The sequence below is a fragment of the Acetobacter sp. UBA5411 genome, from assembly GCF_002409645.1.
Lineage (GTDB): Bacteria > Pseudomonadota > Alphaproteobacteria > Acetobacterales > Acetobacteraceae > Acetobacter.
Window position 1 is genome coordinate 1 of sequence record NZ_DHNR01000004.1, and the last position, 25,508, is coordinate 25,508.

Consider the following 25,508-nt stretch of genomic DNA (forward strand, 5'->3'; position numbering starts at 1 on the left):
CGATCTGCTTGTTGCAGTTCATGTGCCCCGGAAAGGCTTCGTCGCCCAGACGGGGAAAGCCGCGCTGCACACCAAGGGTGACACCCGGTCCATACAGCAGCACTGACGTTTCAAACCCTTTTCGGATCAGACGAGTGGCTTGCAGAAGATTTACGAACCCGACCGAGCCTTCATTGGCGACGGTGTGGAAGGTGATAAGGGCTTTTTCGCCGGGTTTGGCTTTGACGTCCTCGAAAACCTTGTTTTCATAATTGACGAAGCAATCGCCATCTTTATGCGGAGCGTGTTCGACTTTCGGCATGGTATGTCTCCCGTGTGCTGCGGTCTCCAGCGAGAAGCCGGAGCTGACCGCTTTGCCGAAGCGAACGTGACATGGGATGACGGGGAGACAAAATATTGTATGCCTGATCTATGCATGACAAACGACGCAAAGCATGTGATAAACCTGTTTCCACCCAAGACAGATCCATACAAAAAGTATTAACGAGCATGACAATCGGGAGAAAATTGAATACCTATTTGTTTTGTAAGGATATTCATTTCACGCATTCGTGAACCGAAAGCGATTTTGTTTTTCGCGCGGTCGCGAACAGCCTCTGGGAATCAGGCGATTCCGACCATTCCTGATCGTGCTGTCAGGTCACACAATATCGGCAAAACCGGGAGAACGCTTGTGCTGCAGGACTGACAGGACCCCATGCAGGGATTCCTCAAGGCTTCCGGCGTCAGGTGCACTGCCCAAGGCGATCCGTGCCCGCTGCGGGGGCTCACCGCTGATGGCAAAAACGGTGCTGGGCACCAGCGCCAGACCGCGCCTGCGAGCATAGGCGACGAAATCCGCGCTACCCCACCAGTCCGGCAGTTTTAGCCAGACATGCGGTCCGTCGGGGTTCATGCAGTGCCCTGCCCCCAGCACCTTCCGGGCAATCGACTGGCGCAGACGCAGTTCCTTCTGAATGGCGTGCAGAATTGTATGCGCCTGCCCTGTCTGCATCCACCGTGCCGTGAGCGCACTGAGCAGACCGGCATTGGTGAGCGCAATCGCCCGGATCGCCGCCGTAACGCGCCGGGTCATGTCCGCGTTGGGCAGGGCGACATATGCTGTGCGCAGGCCCGGACTGAGCGTCTTGGCAAGAGTAGCCACATAGCTGACGCGACTATGGTCGAGAGCCGCCAGCGCAGGCAGCGGATTGTCCATCAGAAGACTGTATGGATCGTCTTCAGCAATATGCAGATGATGGTGCTGGGTGACCTTCAGGATGTCCTTGCGCCGTTGCAGGGACATCGTGGCCGTGGTGGGATTGTGAATGGTCGGGATGCAGTAGAGCAGTCGGGGATGATGCTCGGCGCAGACCCGATCAAGCTGGTCCGGCATCATGCCTTCCATATCACTGTCCACACCGACCAGAATAAGATCGAACTGCGCCGCGATGGTCCGGATACCGGGATAGGCAATGCGGTCAGTGACAATCACATCGCCGGGCTGGGTATGTGTGCTGACAATCGCCGCAAGCGCACTCTGGGCACCCGGTGAGACAAGGATTTCATCCGTACGCCTCTGCCCGATGACGGGCGCGATCCATTTCGCGCCGAGTTGACGCTCCTCCAGAGTGCCGCCCGTCACCCGGTAGGACATCAGGCTGTTCAGATCCTGCTGCTTCAGGATAGCGGTAATGTCACTCTGGATGATCCGTTGCAGAGGCGGATCCTGCGGGATCGGCGGCAAATTCATGGTCAGATCGACCACAGCCGGTCCCGTATGGCGCCAATGGCTCTCCCCGGCACCAACACGAACGAAGGTGCCCCGGCCGACCGTTGCGTCAATCAGACTGCGCCGACGAGCTTCGGTGAACGCCCGGGTCACAGTCGTCAGATTGGTACCGAGATATTCCGCAATCGTTCGCTGTGGCGGCAACCTGTCCCCTTCCCGCAGATCCCCCTTGCGGATGGAAAGAGCCAGCGCGTCCGCGATCGTCAGGTAGATCGCATTCGGGCTTCGGCTGATCTCTTCTTTCCAGTGGGCGAGATAGGGGTATGCGGACATGGGATGGGATTTCCATACATTTGATGAAATTCCATTTCACCATACGCCATACAATCAGCGCAATCATGATATCAATGAGGTTGAATATTCACCGATGAAGGTCAGACCCATATTGACCGGAAATATATTCTGGCGGGAGGCCGGGCCAATGTAGCCGAGAAAAAATTATCAACAAGGCGGTTGGCGCGACGGGGCAGGTTTTGGACTTTTAGCTGAGGTGCAGGGAGTGTATCGGACGAGGTCCAGAAGCCACTTGGGTATCTATTAGTCTCGCCTGGTAAGAATACAAAGAGGAACCTCCTTACTCCTGGTCGACCTCTGTTTCGTCTTTTCCAGATTCAGGGCTGTATTCTATTTCAGGAACTGCGACACGTTTTACGTGTGCGTTCTTTATTTGCGTCTGAATAGCGATAGCGCGGGCAGTTTCTGACTGTTGATCCATAGGACGCAAATCTGAGCATTTTATGACCATGGAAGACTGGTCATTTACTGTCATATATGGACAACCGCTGGCAGAAATTACTTTTGCCCATGCACAGACATGAACCAAGTTTGTAACGACAGGACCGCCATATCCATCGGTGAGAGAAAAGCTGAATGCGACGTTCTGCTGTGCCCGGTAATCCCCGGCGAGCGCATTCAGATACTGACGAACAAACTTGTCCTGTTCAGACATGCACGAAGATAAGCTTCACTAGGCAGAGCGTTGCCCAAGACAAGACATCGCCTGAGAAGCATATTTTTGAAAACCCCCAGCGGAAACGGGAGATTTCCGCTCTCTGTCCGGGCGTCAGGGACAGGGCGACCTCCTTTCCTCAGCATCGACAATCACATGGATTTTCGTAATCACTCCAGCACTGAATACTCCATGACCTGATCTGCTGGCAGGTAAAGTCCGCGATGTCCCTGTCCTGCCGGAACGACCGCATGCTTCACTTCTCCTGCATGTAGGAACGCCAGCCACCGGTCGCGGTAATGTCCGTGCCACTTCGGGCGACGGCTTCACTGCAGAGAAAACCACAGACTTCCTTGCCATCCGATAGTGTAATGCGCCCGATGGACATGGGCTGCGGAACGGACGCGACGAACCGTCCAAAACCGGCGGCATCCAGTTCATAAACTTCGACTTCCAGGCCCGCGCCAGCAAAGCCTCGTTCCCGCACAAGACCCGGCTTCGGTGGTGTCGCATCAGGCAGGGCAAACAGCCTGTAATCGAATGCCGTTAGCGTCGTTTCCCGCAGAACGGCATGCTCCTTTTCAAGCTGCCAGTGTAGCGGGAAACCTTTCAGATGAGCTCCAACCACCGCCAGAAGCACTCTTTCAGAGGATGGACCGTCCTGTTTTTCAGAGACGGCAGGCTTTTCAGTGCGTGCAACGCCGATACCTTCTCCCAGCGCTTCATGAAAACGTCCAGCAAGAGCAGCCAGATCTTCATCGGTGAAGGCTGGTGAGACGAATGTCACACCAAAGGGCAGACCATCGGGTGCAAAACCCGCAGGTACAGCACAGGCAGCCATATCAAGTAGATTTACGAAATTGGTATAGGCACCAAGCAGACTGTTGGCGGCAATAGGCTGCTCGATGACTTCCTGTTTCGTGACGATGCGTGGTGCGGTTGGCAACAGCATGACATCGAACTTATCCCACATCCGTTGTGCAATCTGCTGCAACGCATGCTGACGATAGATCCCGTCGAAAACATCTGTGGCCGTATAGTTTGCCGCACCATCAAGAATAGTTCCCACGGTCGGATCCATATCCTTGCGATGGGAGTGATAGAAATCCTTTATCGCAGCAAGACGTTCCACAACGAACGGTCCGCTGTAGAGTAATGCTGCCGTTTCCTTGAGCGGCGCGAAATCCAGTTCGACAGGCGTGCCTCCAAGCTGTTCAAGACGCTTTATGGCCTGAGCATAGAGAGCGGCATTCGCTTCGTTGCCATCAAAAAAGCGCTCGCTCTCCGGCAGAACTCCGAAACGGAACGTCGTGAACGGCAGCGAACGTGGCAAGAGAGTCCGCGAAAAAGGAGCCCGCGCATCCGCAGCACCAGCTACTCGTTCGACTTCCCATGCGTCAGACGTTAATCCTGCAAAAACCGAGATACAGTCGAGGGATTCACATGCTGGAACAAGACCATAGGTGCTGATAACACCTCTCGATGGTTTGAGACCAACGATATTGTTGAACGCTGCAGGAACGCGGCCTGATCCCGCCGTATCCGTTCCGAGCGAAAACGACACCAGTCCCGCTGCCACAGCCACAGCAGAGCCGGAGCTTGAACCGCCCGAAACATAGTCCGCATTGAACACGCAATGCGGTTGGCCATAGGGCGATCGCATTCCAACAAGACCAGTCGCAAACTGATCGAGATTGGTCTTGCCTATGACAATGGCTCCGGCTGCTTCCAGCCGCTTGATCACTTCGGCACTTTCGCTCGGTTCATAGGCAAAGGTCGGACAGGCTGCCGTCGTCGGTAGACCTGCGACGTCAATATTATCCTTTACCGCAAAAGGAATACCGTAAAGTGGCAGGTCAGCAGCAGGCAGTTTTTCCAGTTCAGCAGCGCGCGCTAGTAGCTTCTCCATTGGCACGCGACTGATCCAGACCGCTGGATCCTTGGCGGCATAAGCGTCAGCACGTGCGGCAACTTCACGCACAATGTCTGTGGGCGTCAGCGTTCCGGCGCGACAGGCGGAAAGCAGGGGTGTTATCTGCAACATGTTTGGCAAGGTCATGATTTTTTCCTGTTCTGTCAGCGGCGGATTATTCGGAAGTATCAGTCTGTGCGCACAACCATGATGCGCTCGCCACCACGCACTTCCCGCCCCTTGCGGCAGAGAATATCCGTAATGACGCCGTTTGCAGGCGAAACGATCTTCATCTCGGTCTTCATGGATTCAATGATGGCGACGGTGTCCCCAACTTTCACATGGTCGCCCACATTGACGGGAAGCTGCCACACACTGCCGGGCACCGGACTGTCCACGCCCATGTGACCTTCGGGGAGCAGGGATTCGTCAGCCTGACTGTCATTCGTTTCTTCCTCGAATGTGTCGAGACCTTTGGCGATCCAGTCCTGTCGTTCGGCCTCAAAGGCCGCCTGCTGACGATTGCGGGCCGCTTCGATCTCGTCTTTGTTGGCTTCAAGAAAGGCGCGATACTCCCGTAGACTGAACCGCGTTTCCTCGATCTTCACGGAGAAACGGCCATACGGAAAAGCGGCGCGGGCCTCCATCAGTTCGTCATGTGAAACGGGATAGAAACGGATCTGATCGAAAAACCTGAGAAGCCAAGGCGTGCCTTCATGAAACACATCCGTTGTGCGCCATGTGTTCCAGACCTGTGTGGTGCGACCAAAAAGCTGGTAGCCACCCGGTCCTTCCATCCCGTAGATGCACATATAGCTGCCGCCAATGCCCACCACGTTGTCAGGCGTCCATGTACGGGCTGGATTGTATTTGGTCGTCACAAGCCTGTGACGCGGGTCGATCGGAGTGGCGACAGGTGCGCCGAGATAGACATCACCCAGTCCCATTACGAGATAGGAGGCGTTAAAGATGATGTCCTTGACGGCATCAATCGACGGCAGACCATTGATGCGGCGGATGAACTCGATGTTGGAGGGGCACCATGGCGCGTTGGGACGCACGAGCTCCTGATAACGCTGCATGGCCAATCGCGCCTGCTCGTCATCCCAAGAGACCGGCAGATATACGATACGGCTTGGCACCACGATATCATCGTCGCCTGATGGAAGCGCCTGCTCGATACCGTGCAGGATTTCCAGAAGGGCTGACAGGCTGATGACGTCGGGATTGTAATGGACCTGCAAAGACCGGATGCCCGGCGTCAGGTCAATGATGCCATCCACAGCTTCGGTTTTCAGACGCTCCAGTACAAGCTGGGCACGCAGACGCAACGTCACGTCCAGTTCCGGGGGACCGAATTCGAGCAGCAGATAGCTGTCGCCCGCACGACGATACACGACCGGAATTTCACCTTCCGAACGGAACAGGATGGGGCTGTCGCCTGTCACAGGAGCGCTCAGGAATGGCAGCTTCAACGGTTCAGGCTGCACGCGACGGAAACGCACCTTGTCGCCGGGATGGAGCTGCCCCATTTTCCACAACTCGTCGCGTGTGAGCACGGCGGGACAGACAAAACCACCGAGGCTTGGGCCATCAGGACCCAGCAGGATCGGCATGTCGCCGGTAAAGTCGATAGCGCCGATGGCGTAGGCATTGTCGTGAATGTTGGAAGGATGGAGCCCGGCCTCGCCTCCGTCCGTGCGCGCCCAGCGTGGTTTTGGTCCGATCAAACGCACACCCGTGCGAGCGCTGTTGAAGTGAACCTCGTATTCACTGGAAAACAGCTCAGCGATATCCTCGTCACGGAAGAAATCCGGTGCACCATGCGGGCCGTACAGCACACCCAGTTCCCATGTCTGCGTCAGCGCCGGACGGTCTTCCAACGGGATGGTGGTGGTCTCTGGCGCATCTGCCAGAGGCGCGGCAAGTCTCAGAACATCGCCGGTGCGCAGCTGTCCGGTTGCATGACCACCGAACTGACCGAGCATGAATGTAGAACGCGATCCGAGATAAAGCGGCGCATCAATGCCACCACGAATGGCGAGATAGGTGCGATGTCCCGCCCCCTTGATCTGCCCCAGTGACAGAACCTGTCCGGCCTTTACCTCGATCGGCTCCCAGTAAGGGATTTCCTTGCCATCCATTGTCGCGGGCATGAACGCCCCGGCAAGACCGATGGTGGCAGGCGCGTTGAAACGGAGAACCGGGCCGGAAACAGTGAACTCCAGAGCGGCCACACCCTCGGCATTGCCGACAATGCGATTGGCCAGACGGAAACTGCGATCGTCCATCGGACCATTGGGAGGCACGCCCACGTCCCAGTAGCCGATCCGTCCCGGCCAATCCTGCACCGTAGACTGAAGCCCCGGCGCGATGACCTCGATTGTGGTGGGCGTATAGGCAAAGCTGTTGAGCAGGCCAGTAAATACTTCTCCCGCCAGAACGGCAGGTGCGGCGGTGATGGCGCGCAGGTAATCGAGATTGCTTTCCAGCCCCCCGATGCGCGTCGCCGTCAGCGCTTCATTGAGGTTACGAAAGGCTTCTTCACGCGTGGCTCCCCGTGCGATGACCTTGGCCAGCATCGGATCATAATAGGGCGTTACTTCCGTGCCGGTCTCGATCCAACCATCCACACGCACATTCGCCGGGAACTGCACTTCGGTCAGGCGTCCCGTCGAAGGACGGAAATTTTCCGCAGGGTTCTCGGCATACACGCGGGCTTCCACGGCTGCGCCCTGCGGGATCAGGCTGTCCTGAGATGGCAGGACCAGACTGCCATCCGCCTGACGCACCATCCATTCGACAAGGTCGATCCCGAACACTTCCTCAGTGACGCAGTGTTCGACCTGAAGGCGCGTATTCACCTCAAGGAAATAGAATTCGCCGCTTTCGGTGTCGTAAATAAACTCCACCGTGCCCGCAGATTCATACGCGACCGCGGAGCACAGGGCACGGGCTGCTTCACGCAGTCCCTTGCGTGTCGCATCCGACAGGCCGGGAGCCGGTGTTTCTTCGATAACCTTCTGATTGCGCCGCTGGAGAGAACAGTCACGTTCGCCCAGCGTGAGAATGTTGCCTTTACCGTCACCGAAGATCTGCACTTCAACATGGCGTGCGAAAGCAATGAACTTTTCCAAAAAGACACGGGCATCACCAAAGTTGTTGCCGCCCATGCGGGACACTGCGGCGAAGCAGTCACGCAGTTCCGCTTCGTTGTGACAGACCTGCATGCCAATGCCACCGCCGCCCGCCGTGCTCTTGAGCATGACAGGATAGCCGATGCGCTGAGCTTCAACTGCGGCCTCATCAGCCGTACTGAGAATATCGGAGCCCGGCAGAAGCGGCACATTGTTCTGCCTGGCCAGATCGCGGGCGGTATGCTTGAGACCGAACGCCCGCATATGCTCCGGACGCGGCCCCATGAAACGGATGCCACGTTCAGCCAGTTTTTCGGCAAATTCGGCCCGTTCACTCAGAAAACCGTAACCGGGGTGGACAGCCTGTGCTCCTGTTCTGGCGCAGGCGTCCAGAATGGCATCCATGTTCAGATAACTGTCCGTCACCGCTGCCGGACCGATCAGCACCGACTCATCAGCCTCCAGCACGGGAGGCGTAAAGCGATCGGCTTCCGAGCATACCGCCACGGAAGCGATGTTCATGTGCCGGAGGGTCCGGCTGACACGCCGGACAATTTCTCCACGGTTGGCGATGAGGACCTTGCTGAACATGACTGATCTTCCGATGGGTCAGATGGAAGCGGGGTCGCCGATGACCACGCGGATGGGAGTAGGTGTGAAGCCGTTGCAGGGATTGTTGACCTGCGGGCAGTTCGACACCACGACGAGCGTATCCATCTCGGCGCGCAGATCGACAAAACCACCGGGCGCGGACAGGCCGTCATCAATCACCAGTTCGCCATTCTGCATGATGGGAACATTCATGAAGAAATTGACGTTGTTGACGATATCGCGCTTGCTCATGCCGTATTTTTCCACTTCCAGAAGGAAGTTTTCACGACATGCATGCATGTATTTCGTCTCATGACCAAAGCGCACCGTGTTGGATTCACAGCTGCATGCACCGGCCAGCGTGTCATGACGCCCGCATGTGTCTTCCACAACGGTCATGAGCACATTGCCCTCATTGGAAAACAGCCGACCGCCCTTGCCGATATAGGCTGCTCCCTGATTTACAAGCGTATCCTGCGCACTATAACGCTCGTGATAGGCATGGGCATTGTAGAAAAGCGCATCTACTGCCTGCTGGCTTTCAAGATCGATGATGCGGAGGACCTGTCCCTTGCGAACCACGCCGGACCAGGGCACGCGAGCAGCCACGACCTGATCGAGGGTGATGGTCGAGAAGACCTTGCTGATATCGTATTCTGGCATCGATAGAACTCCCGGATCAGACAAAGAGAGGGTCGGTATTTTCGAAGCCACGGCGGGCTTCTTCACAGAATGTCCGGCACAGATCATCCGGCTTTATGGCGGGAGCCTGCCAGCGCACAGCTTCAATCGGTCCGGGGGCAAAGGTCTTTTCCGGCGCGAGTGGATGCGGACAATTTGAGACAGCGACGAGAAGATTCATCTCCGAACGCAGATCGACATGATCGCCGGGCCGGACATCGCCCTCAATCCAGCGGAAGCTGCCATCCGCCTGCGTGCTGATGTGCGAGAAGAAAGTAATGCAGGAAGTGACATCGTGCTGCGCCATTCCATTCTTGCCAGCGATCAGACGCAGGTTGTTGCGGGTGTTACGCAAACCTTCATTTCCGAAATTCCGGGCGTTACTCTGCGGTGTGCTGCCCCCCACCAGCGTATCACTGAAACCGCAGGAATCACCGATGATGGAAGCGAGCACACGCCCCATGTCAGAGAACAGAACACGTCCGGTCGTCAGACAGGTCGTCCATTGCAGCTTGATGGTGTCACCGGCGTTGTAGCGTTCGCTGAGATCGTCCGCATTCCACAAGCCGACAGAAACACCGTTATTGCCTGATGTGTTGATCAGACGCAGAGCCTGTCCGCGCGGCAGAAGCGTGCTCCAGTACCAACCACCCGGAATGGTTTCACGGTGCAGCACACTGCTTTCAGTCATCTCGATAGGCGTAAAGGCAGGACGTGCGGCATTTTCAGTAAGAAGGGCCTGATCGCGGAGCTGGTTGTAGCGGGCGCGATACCACTCTGGTGTCTGTTGATCGATCTGCATGAAACGCTCCTTTTTATGGAGTAATCCGAAAAATGCCGTTCAGCACGGCGTTATGTCGAGCGTGGGGGGACGCCCCTTCTCGTGAACCGGCGGAATGAGTGACGCAATGAGGTGAAGCTTTCCGGAAATAACACCTGACTGCGTCATGAACTGATCCGCGATTTCCTGAAGTTTTTTGACCTTCCCCTGTACGAGAAGAACCTCGAGCGTCTGACGACGCACAAGGTTGACGTGCAGGGAGCTGATGACTTCTGCAAGGTTTTCGTATTGCAGCTCAGCAAGTTTCTGGGAAAGTCCGGTTGCTGCATTGTTATAGAAAAGGATGATAACACCAGCCATCAGTTCATCCGCGCAGTCATTCCTTGAAGCCATAAGCTCCTGATGCAGGATGTTCTGAATGGCCTGAGACCGACTGGCGTAGCCCTTCTCCGCCACCATGGCATCCAGTTCCTGCAGGATACCGGGTGGCAGCGAAATGCTCACACGACTGACCTGTTCCTTTGTTTCCCGACTACTCATTGCCGCGCTTCCTACTCAGCCTTGTCTGTTACGAGGGTAAGGAGCGGCATGGTGAAATCATCCGCTCCCTCATCCGTTTCTTCGGTGTTACCACCGAAGGAACGGATCAGCCCCTCCAGATGGGCTTTGGTCGCCAGGAATTCGTCGGACATCATCTGTGCCGCCCGACGCGGTCGGGACAGCGGCACTTCAATGACCTCCTCCACCCTGCCGGGGCGGGGTTTGAGCACGAGTATCCGATCAGCCAGATAAATGGCCTCGTCCAGATCGTGCGTGATGAACACAATAGTGATGTCGATCTTGCGCCAGATCTCCATCAGATAGTTCTGCATCTTCAGGCGGGTCTGGGCGTCCAGCGCGCTGAAAGATTCATCCATCAGCAAAACGCGTGGGCGCGCGGCCAGCGCACGGGCAATGGCCACACGCTGCTGCATGCCGCCTGAAAGCTGATGCGGGAAGGACGCGGCGAACTGCTCCAGCCCTACAACCTGTAGCCACTGCATGGCCTGCCGGCGGGCCTCCGCGCGTTCTGTGCCACCCATTTCAATGCCGAACATGACGTTGCGGCAGACATCCAGCCACGGAAACAGCGTGTATTTCTGGAACACCATGCCACGATCCGGACCCGGACCGTTCACAGGCTTTCCATCCACGAGAATACGGCCTGTGGTTGTCTCCTCAAGGCCAGCCAGAATACGGATCAGCGTCGATTTACCGCAGCCAGACGGACCTACGACGCAGACAAATTCGCGCCTGTGAACGCCAAACTCGATATCTTCAAGCGCTACAGTCTGATGGCGCTTCTGCGCGAAGACCTTTCCGACATGGTCGATTTCCAGCACATACTCACGCTGTCTGATCTGGTCCATGCGTTCAGCAACATCTGCCGGAAGCGTGCGATAGTCGGGAAGCTGGTGTTCAGTCATCCGTCGATCTCCCTTTTCCAGGCAAAGAACCGGCGTCCCAGCAGACCGAGAACCATGTCCGTGCCAAGCCCTGCGATTCCAATGATGGCCATCGCTGCATAGACATTATCGAAATGCTGGTAGCGCGCCTGCTGCGTGATGAACCACGTGATGCCGGAAGATGTGCCGATCAGCTCAGCCACGATCAGATATGTCCAGGCCCAGCCCAGAAGAATACGCTGGTCGCGATAAATATCCGGCAGAATGCCCGGTATCACCACCCGAAAGAGCAGCTTCAGCCCTTTCGCTCCAAGCGTGCGGGACGCTTCAATCAGCGCGAAATCCAGCTTGCGTGTGGTGTTGGCAATCACAAGAATCTGCTGAAACAGCGTGCCAATAACGATGATCGCGATTTTTGGCGCGTCATAAATGCCCAGAATGGCGACAGCGAGTGCGCCGAAAGCGGGAGCTGGCAGATAACGGAAGAAATCAACCGAGGGCTCAACAAGTCGCGCCAGTCCCGGCAAGGCGCCACACATCACTCCCAGCGGCACGCCTATCAGGGAAGAGATGAGGAAACCCCAAAAAATGATCTGGATACTGTGCCCGAAAGCCTGCGTGATGGAGTGTTCAGCCCCCGTGGGAGCCGAAGACGTGAAGGCGTGGACAAAAGCTGTCAGCACCTCGCCCGGAGACGGAAGATAGACTGGATTTGCGGCAATCCCTTGCGGAACAGGCTCATTTTTTGCCTGCATCTCGGTCACGGCACGACTGAAATCAGCGCGGTTCATCCGCATGCCTGATTCCAGATAGTCCTCGCCACCCGGATCGGTGATGAGCACCTGCGGATGCCATACAAACGGTAGGTAACTGACAGCACTCCAAGCCAGCAAGGGCAGCAGGACCGCCAGAACACCGAAAACCCCACGGGATACACCGTCAGTCCGGCCGTATAATCTCCATGAAGCGGCAAGACCCTGCATGGCGGTTCTCCTGCCTCAGCGTTATTTCACAGCCGCCACGAAAGACGGGTCGATGTAGCTGTCTACATTTTGCGGAGTCTTGTAGACGCTGTAACGAACATTGAAGGAATCAGAGACAGAGGAAGAACCATAGAGCGAGCTCAGGCCTTCTTTCTTCGTAAACACAACCTTGTCGTCAGCGACCGTCAGCAGATGCGTCCCCTTGAGAAAACGCTTGTAAGCCTCGGGAGCAACACCCGTTCTTGTCGCCATGATACGCAATGCGTCAGGTTGAGTTTTCGGATCCTTGATGTAGGAGACGACGTGATCCCAGACACCGACCAGCTTCTGCCACTGATCACGGTTGTCATGAAGGGACTGCGGATCCACGACGATGGTGTCATAGATCAGGCCGGGCGCTTCGTGAGAAGTGAATATGGGACGGGCACCGGGCACCATATGCAGAGCCTGACCAGCATTGGGCTGCCAGGCTGCGACGGCAGCCACTTCACCTGACGCGAGCACCTGTGGTGTTTCATTGGTCTTGGTATTGACCAGTTTCACATCTTTCTCGCTCAGGCCAGCTTTTTCCAATCCTGTGAGCAGAAGGAGATGATCAACCAGCCCTTCCTCAACCGCGACGGATTTGCCCTTGAGGCCTTTCATGTCGGTGATGCCGGGCTGGGCCACTACCATGTCATTGCCGTCGGAGTAATCGGTGGCGAGGATCATTTCCCCTTTGTGGCCATTGGCTCCCGTGACCAATGCATCACCGTTGGTCGCCATGACTGCATCGAGTTTGTGAGCCGAAAATGCGTCCAATGAGGCGCTGTAATCGAACCACTGGAAGTCCGCATCGACCCCCGCTTCTTTCAACCACCCCTTGTCGATCGCCACCTGCCAGGCAACCCAGCCGGGCCAGTCACTGTAACCAATCTTCAGTGTCGCCGCGGAGGCGGAAGAAAGCGTCGCTGCGACGCATACGCCCGCCAGCAGAGTTTTTCGAAGAAGCGAGAGCAGGTGCATGGTCAGCCTCCAGTAATACGAATCGACTAAATCGTATTACTCATTCTCTGATGGAACCCCATTAGTTGCAACATAAAAATGTTCCCGTCATGCAACAAAAAGCTTCTGTGCACGCTAACAGTCTGATTTTGTAATCTTTCTGTCAGAAGAAATTTTTCGTCGGATTGAAGATTGTGCATATCCGGCAGCGATACTCACCCATCCGGACATTACAACAATCGATCTTACGGGATGCCGGTAAAGCACCTACTCGCATGGCTTCCAGCCGATAAAGACCCGTTCTGCACGAAAATCAGGACAGGTTTCCTGCCCTGAAAGCATCCATAGGAGAAAGATCAGAATTATCTTTTTATTTTCGAGAGAATTATGAAACCTAGGTGGACCAGCCAGCCCGTCCACCCACAGCCGCAACGAAGTCTCTTCTCACTTCAGCCTATGTTTTCCACACATTCTGGTGGAGAGCGGGAAACAAAATCACACCGTCCCTGCACACTTCGGAAGCCGGCATCCTGCCAGTCCGGCACGCTCCAGATGCCAGGCAACCCTGAACAGTTTATCTTCACATCCCGGTGCCGCAACAAACTGGAGACCGAGAGGCAGCCCTTTCGACACCAGCACAGGCACCGTCAGGACGGGCACCCCGGGCAGGCTGAGAGGCTGGGTAAACAGGCCGAGATTGGCGCGTGCAGAAACGACCTTTCCTCCCACAGTGACAGTAGGCTCATCCAGTTTTGGCGCCTCCCCCATCACGGCTGGCGCAATCAGCACGTCAGCTTCGTCTCGGAACACGGCATGGATCTGCTCGCGGAACCAGCGACGAAAGCGTTGCGCCTTGAGATAGGTGTCTGCGGGAAGCATCGCACCCGCCAGCAGACGGTCCCGCGTCGCCGGATCATAGGAATCGGCCTGCTCTTTCAGGCGGGGCAGATGAAGATTGCCGCCTTCCGCTGCTGTAATCAGAAAAGAACTCGCGCGGGCGATTGCGACTTCCGGCAGGGAAACCGTGCGTGTCACATCCAGCGCAGCACAGACGCTTTCAAGAGCCCTGACCATCGGTTCGGACAGATTGTCGGCAAACCAGTCTTCCAGACGCGCAATGCGCAGCGTCTCCCATGATCCTGCGACGGCGGGCTCCGGGATTCTGTCGCCTCCGTCCATAATGTAAAAACTTGCCGCCAGATCAGAGATATTTCTGGCAAAAGGACCAACAACATCCAGACTGGCCGCAAAAGGATAGGCCCCCTCTCTGGGAAGACGTCCAAACGTGGGTTTCAGCCCCCACACTCCGCACAAAGAGGCAGGAATACGGATCGACCCATTGGTGTCCGAGCCCAGAGAAAGAGGAAGAAACCCTGCCGCTACCGCAGCAGCAGACCCGCCAGAAGACCCTCCGGCCATGCGCGATGTGTCATGCGGGTTCAGCGTCGTGCCGTAATGGGCATTCTCCGTTGCAAATCCGTAGGCAAACTCATCCATGTTCAGTGTTGCGACAGGAATGGCTCCGGCCTGCCGCAGGCGTTGCACGACAGCCGCATCCTGTTTTGCAGGTGGGTTACTGCGCAGAACGATCGATCCCGCCGTGGTGACATGATCTGCAATGTCAAAGAGATCCTTCACGCCAAAGGGCACGCCCGCCAGAGGAGGAAGCGTCTCTCCCCGCTTCCGGAGAGCGTCGACAGCATCAGCCTGCCGGCAGGCCTCTTCGGAAAACAGATGCGTGACACTGTGGATAGACCGATCCTTGCTGGACAGGGTTTCCAGCGTGGCTTCAACCACATCACGAGCGGTCCTCTCTCCTGTACGGATTGAGGTCGCGAGTTCCAGTGCGCCAGGAGGGGAAAGATCTCTCATGGCACATACTCGAAAGCCGGTTCACACTCGTCGGAAAAGACGTGACGGTTCAACAGATCTGCATACTGGCCAAGCAGCTCCGTGTTGGTCAGCACGCCGGGCAGACAGCGATCGGAAAGATCAAGGCCTATCGCTGCGGCGCGGGCCTGAACAAGCAGTGTCAAGTCAGTCTGGGACTCTTTCATCGCGTAACCTTCCTGTTCAACGCTCTGTGCGATACTCCGTAGAAAGATCAGCGCCACGCCTCACGTGCGGCGTCAACGGCAATGCCTCGCGAACACGCAAACCCCTCGGAAGCCAGCACCGCTTCCAGAGCCCCCAGCGTGGTCAGTACGTTTGGCTTGCAGGCGTTGTACCCCATGGTACCGATCCGCCAGATACGACCGGCCAGAGGTCCGAACGCCGTGCCGATCTCGATACCAAAATCATCCCGCATAACAGAGCGAATGGCCTCGCCGTTTATACCCTCAGGAATCCATACACCCGTCACATTGGCCATGCGGTGCGCGTCATCCCCAAAGATGGACAGCCCCATGCCGCGCAGCCCCGCAATCAGCGCCCCGCTGGCGTTCCTGTGACGGGCGAAGCGGGCCTCAAGCCCTTCCTCCAGCACGATCCTCGCTGCTTCGCGGGCACCGTAAAGCATGGTGGTCGCTTCCGTATGATGGTTGAGCCGTTTCTCCGACCAGTAATCCATGATCATGGCGAGATCAAAATAGTTCGAAGGGATCCTTGAACGTCCACCATCTGTCTGATCCGCTCCACGAATACCGGCCTCGACATGACGGCGGCTCATGATGAACTCCGCTGCCCGGTCGGAAATCGTGATGGGTGCGGACCCCGGCGGTCCACCCATGCATTTCTGCAATCCCCCGGACACAACATCTATTTCCCATTGATCCACACAGACCGGCACACCGCCCAGCGTAGCGGTGGCATCGACATAGGACAGAACATCATATTTCCGGCAAAGGGCACCAATCCCTTCCAGAGGTTGCGCCATCGTGGTGGAGGTGTCGCCGTGAATACAGGCGAAAACCTGCGGACGATGTTCCTTCAGAGCTTCTTCAATCTGATCCGGGGTAGCGACTTCACCCCAAGGGAGATCTAGCGTGCGGATATCAGCGCCAAGACGCTCTGCAATTTCCGAAAGTAGCAGTCCGAACCTACCGGCGCGTACAATAAGCACCCGGCTTCCCGGTTCCACCAGCGAGACCATGGCGGCTTCGATACCGGCCCGCGCCGTTCCATCCACGAGAAAGGTCCAGCGGTTCTCCGTCATGAAAACCTGCCGGTACAGCGACATGGTTTCATTCATATACTCGGTCATTTCGGGATCGAACTGCCCAAGCATATCGGCCGACATGGCGCGCAGCACGCGTGGATGGACGTTGATTGGCCCCGGCCCCATGAGGAGGCGGCGTGGCGGATCAATCTGTCGAAAAAGACTGGAAGTCACGCTGACATCTCCCTGAAAGGCTTGATGAGTTGATTGGAAAACTCGTTTATGAAGCAGGAAGCTATTTCAACGACTTTATTGGACTGAATTCCCATCAGAACAGCCAATGAGCCGTCCTGAAGTTGAAATGAGATATCCCTCCAATTTCCGCTGCTCCGCGTTTGCGCAGTCAGGCGCAGCAGTCCGCGCCGAAAAAGACAGGCAGCGCGTCGGCTACCCCGTACACGGAAAAAGGATGCAGAAGCTGACATCTCAATCTTTCCAAGTATTCGAAAACCTGTCGATGAAAGCAAAACCGATGAAAAAGACATGACGCTTCTCTCTGTGTCCTTTTCGTCGAGCAGGGTGAATCCCTTGCCTGAGCATGAGGATGGCTCAGAATCACTTTAGGCAGTCAGTTCCGTTCTCACAAAAGTAAAAAAGACAATTATTCGTTGCTTTTAATAGAGCGGACCCCATGCGCAAAAAAGCAATGAGGGAGTGCTTTTTTGCTTCTTTTAGAGAACGAGGTGCCCTGTATGCATCGATAACGCAAAAGCTTCGATGTGGAGACGCCGCAGGTGCACAGGGCAGTCACAGCACGGTTTGTCAGTAGCTGCGCACAGATGGTGTGCAGCGATACATGAAGGTAGTGCCCTGATGCGCGACTATATCGCCTGCTCGTGCATTGTGGCCCTGTTCTGGTGGGGGCTGTCAGATACCAAAAACGGCATCCACCTCATCCCTCACGCCCATGCAGCGGTCACCGTCAAATCAGGAACTGGCGGAAAGCAGGCTATGCGGCCGATGCTCGACGATACAGATGCGCCCGGCTCCCTTCAGACAAGCGAAGAAGTCGAGCAGCCCTCGTCTCCCGATGAGGAGAACAAGGAAGTGCGGGAGCAGCATGAAGATCGCAAGGAGCAGCACAATCATGCCCGTTCCTTTACCGACATGTTTATTCAGGGCTATTTTTCAGGGTATTTTCGAACACTGTATTATTCATCACGCAATGCGTTCTATGCTCCGGGCGTCAATCAGGACACCGTCAGCTATGGCGGCAAGATCGGCTACAACACCCTGCCCTGGCACGGTTTCTCAGCCGGTGTCAGCGCCTTCTTCCAACGTGGCATTGCGCATTCGCACAATCCGGACAAGGTGAATTCCTACCTTGCGCCTGATCTGACGACGATCGGTGAGGCCTATCTCCAGTACGAGGGATACGGATTGAAGGTTGTCGGCGGCAATCAGGCGCTCGATGTACCGTTTGCCTCCTCTTATGACTGGCGTATGGCGCCGCAGCTTTATCAGGGCATTTCAGCCCGATACGGCGATGCGGATAATTTCATCCACGTCTTCAAGATGTTCCGATACAAGTCCTACACGTATAACTCGTTCAAGAATCATACGAATTACAATTCCGATTTTGATGCCTATTCCAGCATCGGCAATGCGCCAAGCGGCGGCTTCTGGGGCGCAGGCGTAGGGCATCGCTGGGAAATAAACCCGGTCGCCATTTCGGCACAGGGCTGGTATCAGACCTATCAGGACTACGCGAAATTCGGTTATGTCGAAGGACAGGTGATCCGCTCACAGGGCGAGCTCAAGCCGTTTCTTGCATTGCAGGGATTTCGTCAGGTGGGCGATGGCCGTCGGCTTCTCGGACATGTCGATGTACTGGGTGGCGGCGCACAGATCGGCCTGAAAAGACGCTCCCTGACCATCAGTCTCGGTTTCGACCGGATGGACCCGCACGCCGGTTCCTTCCGGAATGGCGTTCTGGTCACGCCCTATGCCCATAACGTCGCCTCCGGCCCACTGTTTGCACAACCGCTCCTGACCAGCGCACAGGATCTGGGTGGCGGCAATGCCTATGCGCTCAACATCACCGGCGCACCGGCTAAACACTGGTTTGTCGCAGGACGGTATTCCTATATGGATCTGCGGACACAGCGCAGCATACCGAGGATCGATCAGTCGGAATATCTCTTTCTCGCAGCCTACAGTTTTGGCGGTGCGCTCAAGGGACTGAGTCTTTCCGAACTTGCCGCCCTTCAGGTTTCACCGACTCATGACAAGAAGTATTTCGAGAACCGGCTGACCCTGCAATATGAGTTTGGGGGTCCTGACAACTGAGGGAGGAAGATATGCAGTTCAATAACGACAAGACAGTTCGGGAAATCGCAGACTGTGCCGATCGCTACGAAAAGGCCCTTGCTGATAACGATGTTGTGGCGCTGGACAATTTCTTCTGGGACGGACCGGAAGTCGTCCGTTACGGTGTCGGGGAAAATCTCTACGGTGGCGAAGAAATTGCCGCATTTCGTCGTGCGCGACAGGGCGGTTCGCCGCCACGGACGGTTCTGCGCCGACACATCACCTGTATGGGTGATGACATCGCTGTCGTCAGTCTGGAATTCAGGCGTGAAGGAAGCCAGCGTATAGGCCGGCAGATGCAGACATGGGTGCGTATTGACGGGCAGTGGAAAATCATCGCGGCGCATGTGTCGCTGATGGCGCAACAGTCAGAAGCCGCTGGACCTGCCGCATCATAGACTCTGCATGAAGAATGTTTCTATTTCCGCCATGATCAGACGGGCAGCTACCGAAAGCTGCCTTGAGCGATCCACGCAGAGAGCAAGGCTGAGGGGTAGAAGTTTCTTGTGATTGATTTTCACAAAAGCAAGCTGTCCACGGGAAATTTCGTCATAGGCATCCAGATAGCTCAGAATGCCGATCCCTACCCCCTCCTGCACCAGAGACTTGATCATCTGGATATTGTCCGTGCGGGCGACGGCAGCGATCTTGATCCCTGTTTCGGCCTCCAGCAGTCCGATCGGACGCCAAAGAGCGAGCGGGGGCGTAGGGATAATGGTCGGGTATTCTGTCGCCAGACTGAACGGGCCTTCCTTCATCCTGGCAATAGGATGTGAAGGCAGACACAGGAAGCCAAGCGGCACATCCTTGTGAATGCGGACTGCCAGCTCCCGCATGTGATTTGGATTGAACATCAGGGCGAAGTCGGCATGCCCCTTGACTAGAAGTTCACCCATGTTCTGGCTTTTCCGGATATGCAGACTCACCACAATCCCCGGATGACTCTCCCTTAGACGACCAACAAGCTGCGGGAGAAAACCTTTTGTCAGGGCATCGGGGATCAGCACGTCTACCGCCCCCTGTCTCAATCCCTTGAGACCATCGATCTGCGTCCTGACGGTATTCATGTCGCGTGACCAGCGATTGCAGGCTGTCAGCAGCAACTCGCCCGCAGCAGTCAGACGCAGACCCGTGGGAAGCCGCTCAAAGAGCAGCGTATCAAGCGTCCTTTCACCCTGAAGAATCTGCCGGTCGATTGCAGATGCTGCGATGTGCAGTTCATCGGACGCTTTCCGTATGGAGCCGTGCTGGGCGACACTCATGAAATACCGAAGAAAACGGGAAAAGACAGGCATCCGGATCTGCTCTCATTCTGCGAACGCATCATGCTGAATTAAAATATATACAAGAACGCTCCGGCTGTGAAACATTAACTTTAGAGTTGCAGGCGCTACCGGGAATGTCCGTTATAGAGCTTCTCTGATGGCGCAATGAGGATTGATAAGCCCTAATGGAACAGCTGGACGCACAGGTTAAGGCAGACCTGCAGAAAATTGAGTATGCCACAGGCAACTGGAGTATTCCGCGAGAGAAGGATGGCCAGAAGGTTCTGGATGTCGCCATCATTGGGGGCGGTCAGGGCGGCATCGCGACGTGCTTTGCTCTCAAGCGCCGCGGCATTTCCAACTGCTGCATTTTCGACGCCGCTCCACGCGGTGGAGAAGGTCCGTGGATCACCTTTGCGCGGATGCTCACACTCCGGACGCCCAAATATGTGACCGGACCCGATCTGGGCATTCCCAGCCTGACGCCGCAATCATGGTATGAAGCAAAATATGGCGCTCAGGCATGGAAAGATCTGAACAAGATCTCCCGTCAGGACTGGCAGGCCTATCTCGATTGGGTGCGGGACGTGCTGGAACTGCCTGTCCGGAACGAACATCGCCTGATGGACATGGAATGGCAGGACGGCCTGCTGCGTCTGTCCTTTGAATGTGCAGGCGGAGAGCGGAAAACCGTCTGGGCCCGCAAGCTGGTTCTGGCAACAGGGATCGACGGTGGCGGGCGGTGGTATGTACCTCCTTTCATTTCCGATGTCCTGCCACCTTCCTGCTATGCTCACACATCGCAGCCGATTGATTTTGAAAAACTGCGTGGCAAGAGAATTGGCGTTCTGGGAGCAGGAGCATCGGCTTTCGACAACGCCGCGACAGCTCTGGAAATGGGTGCTGCTCGTGTTGATCTCTGCCTGAGACGGAAGGAAATTCCCTCGGTCAATCCTTATCGCTGGATGGAAAATGCTGGATTCCTGAGCTATTTTTCAGAATTGCCGGACCTCACCCGCTGGCGTTTCATGCGCCGGATCTATGATCTCAACCAGCCTCCTCCGCAGGATACTTTCTGGCGCTGCCGTCGTCATGAGAATTTCGCATTTCATACCGGCGCGCCTTGGACAGCCGTCAGTCGGGATGGCGATGACATCGTTGTCACGACACCCAAGGGTGAGATGCGGTTTGATTTCCTGATCATCGGAACCGGCTTTACCATCGACATGGCGCTGCGCCCTGAACTGGCAGGCATCGCCGGTCATGTTGCGCTCTGGAAAGAACGCTTTACCGCACCGGAAGACGAGCCGAGCGCAGTTCTTGGTGATTATCCTTATCTGGGAAAGAAATTTCAGTTTCTTCCCAAGGATGAGAAAGACCCCATCGCGCCGATGCTGTCCGCCATCCACAATTTCACCTTTTCCGCCACACCCAGCATGGGACTGTCTGGCGCATCGGTGAGCGCCATGCGGTTCGGTGTCGAGAAACTGTCTTTTGCGATCGGTCGTGATCTCTTCGTTGAAGATGGCGATCAGCATCTGAAAAGTCTGCTGGCTTATCAGGTGGATGAACTTGTCAGCCTGGAACCACCACCAGTGTGAGTGGCAGTCACAGGACTGCCCGTTCCAGACTGAGGCTGGATTTTCAAGGGACAATATACTGTGGAAACACCAGAAAAAATCAGCAGGGAAGTTCATCCGATTGATGAAGTTCTTCCCTTCTGGCAGCTTGGGTTTTATGGACTCCAGCATGTCCTGACATTTTATGCGTCAGCCGTTATCGTGCCGATCCTCCTCGCCAGTGCGCTGGGATTGTCGCGGGACATGCTGGAGCATCTGATCGAAGCTGATCTGTTCACCTGCGGTATAGCTTCCCTCCTGCAATGCGTCGGCCTTGGCCCGATCGGGGTAAGGATGCCGCTTCTACAGGGCGTCACCTTTGTTGCCGTCGCTCCAATGATTACAATCGGTCTGTCGGCGGGCGGCGGCGTGGAAGGATTGCAGCAGATCTTCGGTGCTGTCATTGCCGCCGGTCTGTTTTCCTTTGTAGCAGCACCACATTTTGCAAAGCTGGTTCGCTTCTTTCCGCCCGTTGTAACCGGGTCGATCATTCTGGTGATCGGGATCGCGCTTCTGCCAGTAGCAGCCAATGACATTGTCAATGGCCATGGCACGTCCGTCATGCAGGATCCCGTGAATATGCGAAATGTAGCCTACGGACTGGGCACATTGCTTGTCATCCTGTTCATGCAGCGTTTTTTCACGGGTTTCTGGCGGGCAATCAGTGTACTACTGGGATTGATCAGCGGGACCGCCCTCGCGTGGCTGCTGGGCGACGCCCAATTTGACACAGTCGCCGCGGCACCTGCTCTTACTGTGGTAACACCCCTTTATTTTGGAATTCCGACTTTCCGTCTGATGCCCGTTCTCTCAATGATTGTCGTCATGATGATCGCCATGCTGGAAACGGTCGGAGACGTGTATGCAGCCGGAAAAATTGTAGACAAGCCTATCGGGCCAAAGGAAATTACGCAGGCCATCCGCGCTGATGGAGCAGCCACCATTCTCGGCGGGATTTTCAATTCCTTTCCCTACACCTGCTTTGCCCAGAATGTCGGTCTGGTTCGTCTGACAGGCATCCGGAGCCGGTGGGTTGTCGCAGCAGCAGCCGTGATCATGATGATTCTTGGCTGTGTGCCAAAACTGGCCGCCATGATGGCCTGCGTTCCTTTGCCGGTCATGGGCGGAGCGGCTCTCGCCATGTTCGGTGCTGTTGCGGTTGTGGGGATTCAGGCGCTCTCACAGGTCAATTTCGAGCATCAGGGCAATACCGTGGTTGTCGGGACCAGCCTCGGGCTAGGGATGTTGCTTGTGTCCCAGCCACATATTACGGACCACTTCCCTGCCTGGATGAAAATCATCTTTGGCAGCGGGATCACTCTGGGCGCGACTGCTGCGATTGTCCTCAATTTCATTTTCAACCGTCAGGACCCTCCCCCCATTTCTGTAGAGGGTGAAGTCTGGAATGTCGGCGTGCAGATTTCACAAGATCCGGACATGCTCGATCTGGAGTCCAGATCCGGCAGACGTATTCATAGGGTGTGATGCCTTTGAGGTTCTTGAGCCTTCGCCCGAAATTATAGGCGACATGAAATCATTGAGGAGTGTCCTCAACTGGTCTTGGCTGTCGTAATGGAGGCGTTTTGCAGTTGCTTCCGTGATTGTGCGGTTCATCTGCCCGACCTAGCCATTCGTTCAGGCAGGCGTGAAATCCCATGATGCTGAAGACAGCGATGCAGCACTGAACGTGTCAGATGCGGGATGGTAGGCTGCAACACATAAGAACAATCGTCCAGCAGCAGGAAAGTGTATTGCCGGAAAACCACGACTATCGCTTCGTCTATTCCGGTCAGGACCGTTGAATGCGGTTCCTAGGCTCAGGCCTCATTCTTTGAGATAGAAGATGAAGCCTGCTGCGATATGGATTGCTGACATGAAAGTATGAGCGCAGCGGTCATATCCGGTCGCGACATGCCTCCACTCTTTCAGCTTTGCGAACATGTTTTCGGTTAGATAGCGCTTCTTATACAGATGCCAGCTGTAAGACGGCTTTGATTTCCGGTTCTTCTTCGGTGGAATACAAACGGTGATACTTCGTTTTGCAAGTGACTGCCGGCTTCTGTTGCTGTCATAGCCCCGGTCACCGATGACTTACTCTGTCCTGGCAGGAAGATCCGCCAGCAGAACATCGGCTCCTGTGAAATCACTGACCTGCCCTGCGGTCAGATAAAGTCGGACGGGATGCCCCTGATCATCACACACTGCGTGAAGTTTTGAGTTCAGTCCGCCTTTTGTTCGTCCGATATGATGGGGAAAAGCCTCTTTTTGAGCAGCGACACTGACGTCTCGCGCCACACCCCGCACGTCCCGGAACTACGCGAGATTTCGTTTCCTGCTGATTCCTATATGATTCCAGTTGGTGTCCCAGAACGCAGAAAGCCGCCCTTCCTGGCGGCTTAACATGCTGATAGTATTGTATAAGTTTTGGTTGCGGGGACAGGATTGGCTCTCAAATTGCCACAATCGCAAGCTGAGAACAAAGCGGCATTAATACGCTGTTTCAATACACTTTTTTCTGCCTGTGCCTGATCCCTTACTGAAATTAATGAGCCCTGCCCTCATCAAACGGAGGATTTATTTATTCGGAGCCATGGCCGTTTACGCCTCATCCCAATCGCACCATTAGCGTTTTCTGCACTCTGAAGCGGACCTCCTAAATATAGACGTTATCATGGGCTTCATGATGGTCTTACTATCTTTGAGGACCATGGTATTGGGTATCTGTCACGTATTCGAGCCAGTAGACCGACTGCCTCTTATCGTCGGCTGCCGCGATGGCAACGTGTGACATGCTGCTTGTGCTGGTCGCCCCATGCCAGTGCCTGACATTGGGGGCGATGACGACGACGTCCCCGGGCAGCATGTCGTACACCGGTCCGCCTTCAGCCTGGACCCACCCATGACCGGACATGACAACCAGCATCTGGCCATGGGGGTGTGTATGCCACCTTGTGCGCGTGCCGGGCTGGAAGCTCACCGTGGCACCTGGCACCGAGAAGACTGGCGCCTCCCGTGCCCTGGAATGGTGTGTTGAGCGCCGCGTGTCCTGTAAAATTGACCGCAGGGGCCAGTGTCGCCTTAGATGCGAGCCGGTAGACCCGGATTGGTGGTGCGTCTGTCTGCGTATCGGGGGACGGCGCTGCAAGCGCTTTCTGAGTAGCCGTCACGGCAGCCAGTGCTTTGGGCCAGCCCCGATAGAAGGCAAGCTGGGTCAGCGTCTCGGCAATCTGGGCGCGGGTCAGACCGTTTTCGATCCCACGCTGGATATGAAACCCAAGCTGATCGTCATCCCCGTCCGCAGCCAAGGCCGCGATGGTAATCAGACTCCGGTCACGGGGGGCCATATCCGGGTGACGCCACAGGTCGCCGAACAGAACGTCATTCGTCAGGGTTGCAAGCTTGGGATCTGTCGGCCCGACATGGTCATTGACCAGTTTTTCCCTTGCCCCGTCAGAGGCGGGTACCGGCAGTAACGGCTTGCTCCCTGAGCCCGGGATCTCGACATGGATATGACGTTCGGCAAACACATGCTGCACGACATCCAGGGCCGACAGTGCATTCGGCCATCCGCAATAGAAGGCCAGGTGCGTGACAGTAGCGGTCAGGTCGGTCGGGTGAAGGCCGTTATCCAGTCCCCGTTGCACTTCCCGTTCAAGCTGCTGCCCGTTGCCGCTGGCAATCAGGATGGCGATCGTCACCAGACTACGATCACGGGGGGAGAGATCTGGCCGCTTCCAGATGTCCTCGGTAAGGACATGGTCCGTATAGCGCGCAAGTTCCGGAGTCAGCGTGTGCAGCGGGTCCTGGCTGTGCTGATCGGTTGGCTGTGCCATAGCGGCACGCGGTACGATCAACAGGAACAGTCCCGCTATCCAGCCTGTTTTCACTGCAGATACCTCACGACCGGAAAATCATAAAAACAA

The 25,508-nt window shown here is 56.0% G+C and carries 23 protein-coding genes and 1 pseudogene; 5 read left to right on the forward strand and 19 right to left on the reverse strand.

The genetic code is table 11. From position 1 onward, the window contains the following. The 14 genes from B3759_RS00650 to B3759_RS00715 form a co-directional block, all read right to left on the reverse strand. Positions 1 to 301, reverse strand: a 301-nt coding sequence (locus B3759_RS00650; protein ID WP_291362679.1) for an MSMEG_0572/Sll0783 family nitrogen starvation response protein, incomplete at its 3' end; no start/stop codon positions are given. A gap of 339 nt (positions 302 to 640) precedes the next feature. Continuing rightward, positions 641 to 2,044 carry a PLP-dependent aminotransferase family protein gene (locus B3759_RS00655; RefSeq protein WP_291362681.1) on the reverse strand — a complete coding sequence of 468 codons (1,404 nt, stop codon included), beginning with the start codon at positions 2,042 to 2,044 and terminating at the stop codon, positions 641 to 643. A gap of 301 nt (positions 2,045 to 2,345) precedes the next feature. Further along, positions 2,346 to 2,720 carry a hypothetical protein gene (locus B3759_RS00660; RefSeq protein ID WP_291362683.1) on the reverse strand — a complete coding sequence of 125 codons (375 nt, stop codon included), beginning with the start codon at positions 2,718 to 2,720 and terminating at the stop codon, positions 2,346 to 2,348. A gap of 256 nt (positions 2,721 to 2,976) precedes the next feature. Beyond that, entirely contained in the window at positions 2,977 to 4,779 is a 1,803-nt protein-coding gene (gene atzF, locus B3759_RS00665; RefSeq protein ID WP_291362685.1) for an allophanate hydrolase, read from the reverse strand. Between the two features lie 41 nt (positions 4,780 to 4,820). Then, entirely contained in the window at positions 4,821 to 8,360 is a 3,540-nt protein-coding gene (gene uca / locus B3759_RS00670; RefSeq protein ID WP_291362687.1) for an urea carboxylase, read from the reverse strand. An 18-nt stretch (positions 8,361 to 8,378) separates the two neighbouring features. Continuing rightward, entirely contained in the window at positions 8,379 to 9,023 is a 645-nt protein-coding gene (locus B3759_RS00675) for an urea amidolyase associated protein UAAP2 (RefSeq protein ID WP_173574673.1), read from the reverse strand. 16 nt (positions 9,024 to 9,039) lie between these two features. Continuing rightward, the gene (locus B3759_RS00680) at positions 9,040 to 9,843 is read right to left on the reverse strand and encodes an urea amidolyase associated protein UAAP1 (RefSeq protein ID WP_291362690.1); all 804 of its coding nucleotides are present in this window, start codon (positions 9,841 to 9,843) and stop codon (positions 9,040 to 9,042) included. 39 nt (positions 9,844 to 9,882) lie between these two features. Continuing rightward, complete coding sequence (gene nikR, locus B3759_RS00685; protein WP_291362692.1) at positions 9,883 to 10,362, reverse strand: nickel-responsive transcriptional regulator NikR; 480 nt, start codon at positions 10,360 to 10,362, stop codon at positions 9,883 to 9,885. Positions 10,363 to 10,373: 11 nt separating this feature from the next. After that, entirely contained in the window at positions 10,374 to 11,288 is a 915-nt protein-coding gene (locus tag B3759_RS00690) for an ABC transporter ATP-binding protein (protein WP_291362694.1), read from the reverse strand. Next, entirely contained in the window at positions 11,285 to 12,250 is a 966-nt protein-coding gene (locus B3759_RS00695; RefSeq protein ID WP_291362696.1) for an ABC transporter permease, read from the reverse strand. The genes B3759_RS00690 and B3759_RS00695 overlap by 4 nt, the downstream gene beginning before the upstream one ends. Positions 12,251 to 12,271: 21 nt before the next feature. Beyond that, positions 12,272 to 13,255, reverse strand: coding sequence for an ABC transporter substrate-binding protein (locus tag B3759_RS00700; protein WP_291362698.1), 984 nt, complete (start codon positions 13,253 to 13,255; stop codon positions 12,272 to 12,274). Positions 13,256 to 13,729: 474 nt separating this feature from the next. Beyond that, positions 13,730 to 15,106 (reverse strand): AtzE family amidohydrolase, encoded by a 1,377-nt coding sequence (locus B3759_RS00705; RefSeq protein WP_291362699.1) that lies wholly within the window; start codon positions 15,104 to 15,106, stop codon positions 13,730 to 13,732. Next, positions 15,103 to 15,291 (reverse strand): DUF4089 domain-containing protein, encoded by a 189-nt coding sequence (locus B3759_RS00710; protein ID WP_018307827.1) that lies wholly within the window; start codon positions 15,289 to 15,291, stop codon positions 15,103 to 15,105. Before B3759_RS00710 ends, B3759_RS00705 begins: the two co-directional genes overlap by 4 nt. A 47-nt stretch (positions 15,292 to 15,338) precedes the next feature. After that, positions 15,339 to 16,517 carry a pyridoxal-phosphate-dependent aminotransferase family protein gene (locus B3759_RS00715; RefSeq protein ID WP_291362757.1) on the reverse strand — a complete coding sequence of 393 codons (1,179 nt, stop codon included), beginning with the start codon at positions 16,515 to 16,517 and terminating at the stop codon, positions 15,339 to 15,341. A gap of 154 nt (positions 16,518 to 16,671) precedes the next feature. On the opposite strand from B3759_RS00715, the gene B3759_RS00720 reads away from it, so the two are divergent. The 3 genes from B3759_RS00720 to hpxZ all read left to right on the forward strand — a co-directional run bounded on the left by B3759_RS00720 (position 16,672) and on the right by hpxZ (position 19,099). Then, complete coding sequence (locus B3759_RS00720; RefSeq protein ID WP_291362703.1) at positions 16,672 to 16,878, forward strand: hypothetical protein; 207 nt, start codon at positions 16,672 to 16,674, stop codon at positions 16,876 to 16,878. Between the two features lie 326 nt (positions 16,879 to 17,204). Next, positions 17,205 to 18,680 carry an OprD family outer membrane porin gene (locus B3759_RS00725; RefSeq protein ID WP_291362705.1) on the forward strand — a complete coding sequence of 492 codons (1,476 nt, stop codon included), beginning with the start codon at positions 17,205 to 17,207 and terminating at the stop codon, positions 18,678 to 18,680. Positions 18,681 to 18,691: 11 nt separating this feature from the next. Next, positions 18,692 to 19,099 carry an oxalurate catabolism protein HpxZ gene (hpxZ, locus tag B3759_RS00730; RefSeq protein WP_291362707.1) on the forward strand — a complete coding sequence of 136 codons (408 nt, stop codon included), beginning with the start codon at positions 18,692 to 18,694 and terminating at the stop codon, positions 19,097 to 19,099. On the opposite strand, the gene B3759_RS00735 is transcribed toward hpxZ, so the two are convergent. Then, a complete protein-coding gene (locus B3759_RS00735; RefSeq protein ID WP_291362708.1) occupies positions 19,094 to 19,996 on the reverse strand; it encodes a LysR family transcriptional regulator in 903 nt (300 codons plus the stop codon). The genes hpxZ and B3759_RS00735 overlap by 6 nt on opposite strands. 155 nt (positions 19,997 to 20,151) lie before the next feature. Between B3759_RS00735 and B3759_RS00740 the strand changes: the two genes are divergently transcribed. Continuing rightward, positions 20,152 to 21,567 carry a flavin-containing monooxygenase gene (locus tag B3759_RS00740; protein WP_291362710.1) on the forward strand — a complete coding sequence of 472 codons (1,416 nt, stop codon included), beginning with the start codon at positions 20,152 to 20,154 and terminating at the stop codon, positions 21,565 to 21,567. 60 nt (positions 21,568 to 21,627) lie between these two features. Continuing rightward, on the forward strand, positions 21,628 to 23,070 hold the full coding sequence (locus B3759_RS00745; protein ID WP_291362712.1) for a nucleobase:cation symporter-2 family protein: 1,443 nt from the start codon (positions 21,628 to 21,630) through the stop codon (positions 23,068 to 23,070). A gap of 149 nt (positions 23,071 to 23,219) precedes the next feature. Here the strand turns inward: B3759_RS00745 and B3759_RS16935 are convergent. The 4 genes and pseudogenes from B3759_RS16935 to B3759_RS00760 form a co-directional block, all read right to left on the reverse strand. Beyond that, positions 23,220 to 23,396 (reverse strand): annotated as a pseudogene (locus B3759_RS16935) (IS481 family transposase); the annotation flags it as partial. 13 nt (positions 23,397 to 23,409) lie between these two features. Then, a complete protein-coding gene (locus tag B3759_RS16855) occupies positions 23,410 to 23,673 on the reverse strand; it encodes a transposase (RefSeq protein WP_408736429.1) in 264 nt (87 codons plus the stop codon). Between the two features lie 604 nt (positions 23,674 to 24,277). Further along, positions 24,278 to 24,508, reverse strand: coding sequence for a cupin domain-containing protein (locus tag B3759_RS00755; RefSeq protein ID WP_291362714.1), 231 nt, complete (start codon positions 24,506 to 24,508; stop codon positions 24,278 to 24,280). Further along, positions 24,468 to 25,472: a carboxymuconolactone decarboxylase family protein gene (locus tag B3759_RS00760; protein ID WP_291362716.1), complete on the reverse strand. Its 1,005-nt coding sequence runs from the start codon at positions 25,470 to 25,472 to the stop codon at positions 24,468 to 24,470. Before B3759_RS00760 ends, B3759_RS00755 begins: the two co-directional genes overlap by 41 nt. Positions 25,473 to 25,508: the final 36 nt, after the last annotated feature.

Bases quoted from the DNA above. Each gene is read 5' to 3' on its own strand.
- B3759_RS00655 (WP_291362681.1), bottom strand. From the start codon at position 2,044: ATGTCCGCATACCCCTATCTCGCCCACTGGAAAGAAGAGATCAGCCGA.
- B3759_RS00660 (WP_291362683.1), bottom strand. From the start codon at position 2,720: ATGTCTGAACAGGACAAGTTTGTTCGTCAGTATCTGAATGCGCTCGCC.
- atzF (WP_291362685.1), bottom strand. From the start codon at position 4,779: ATGACCTTGCCAAACATGTTGCAGATAACACCCCTGCTTTCCGCCTGT.
- uca (WP_291362687.1), bottom strand. From the start codon at position 8,360: ATGTTCAGCAAGGTCCTCATCGCCAACCGTGGAGAAATTGTCCGGCGT.
- B3759_RS00675 (WP_173574673.1), bottom strand. From the start codon at position 9,023: ATGCCAGAATACGATATCAGCAAGGTCTTCTCGACCATCACCCTCGAT.
- B3759_RS00680 (WP_291362690.1), bottom strand. From the start codon at position 9,843: ATGCAGATCGATCAACAGACACCAGAGTGGTATCGCGCCCGCTACAAC.
- nikR (WP_291362692.1), bottom strand. From the start codon at position 10,362: ATGAGTAGTCGGGAAACAAAGGAACAGGTCAGTCGTGTGAGCATTTCG.
- B3759_RS00690 (WP_291362694.1), bottom strand. From the start codon at position 11,288: ATGACTGAACACCAGCTTCCCGACTATCGCACGCTTCCGGCAGATGTT.
- B3759_RS00695 (WP_291362696.1), bottom strand. From the start codon at position 12,250: ATGCAGGGTCTTGCCGCTTCATGGAGATTATACGGCCGGACTGACGGT.
- B3759_RS00700 (WP_291362698.1), bottom strand. From the start codon at position 13,255: ATGCACCTGCTCTCGCTTCTTCGAAAAACTCTGCTGGCGGGCGTATGC.
- B3759_RS00705 (WP_291362699.1), bottom strand. From the start codon at position 15,106: ATGAGAGATCTTTCCCCTCCTGGCGCACTGGAACTCGCGACCTCAATC.
- B3759_RS00710 (WP_018307827.1), bottom strand. From the start codon at position 15,291: ATGAAAGAGTCCCAGACTGACTTGACACTGCTTGTTCAGGCCCGCGCC.
- B3759_RS00715 (WP_291362757.1), bottom strand. From the start codon at position 16,517: ATGGGGCCGGGGCCAATCAACGTCCATCCACGCGTGCTGCGCGCCATG.
- B3759_RS00720 (WP_291362703.1), top strand. From the start codon at position 16,672: ATGAGCCGTCCTGAAGTTGAAATGAGATATCCCTCCAATTTCCGCTGC.
- B3759_RS00725 (WP_291362705.1), top strand. From the start codon at position 17,205: ATGCGCGACTATATCGCCTGCTCGTGCATTGTGGCCCTGTTCTGGTGG.
- hpxZ (WP_291362707.1), top strand. From the start codon at position 18,692: ATGCAGTTCAATAACGACAAGACAGTTCGGGAAATCGCAGACTGTGCC.
- B3759_RS00735 (WP_291362708.1), bottom strand. From the start codon at position 19,996: ATGCCTGTCTTTTCCCGTTTTCTTCGGTATTTCATGAGTGTCGCCCAG.
- B3759_RS00740 (WP_291362710.1), top strand. From the start codon at position 20,152: ATGGAACAGCTGGACGCACAGGTTAAGGCAGACCTGCAGAAAATTGAG.
- B3759_RS00755 (WP_291362714.1), bottom strand. From the start codon at position 24,508: ATGCTGGTTGTCATGTCCGGTCATGGGTGGGTCCAGGCTGAAGGCGGA.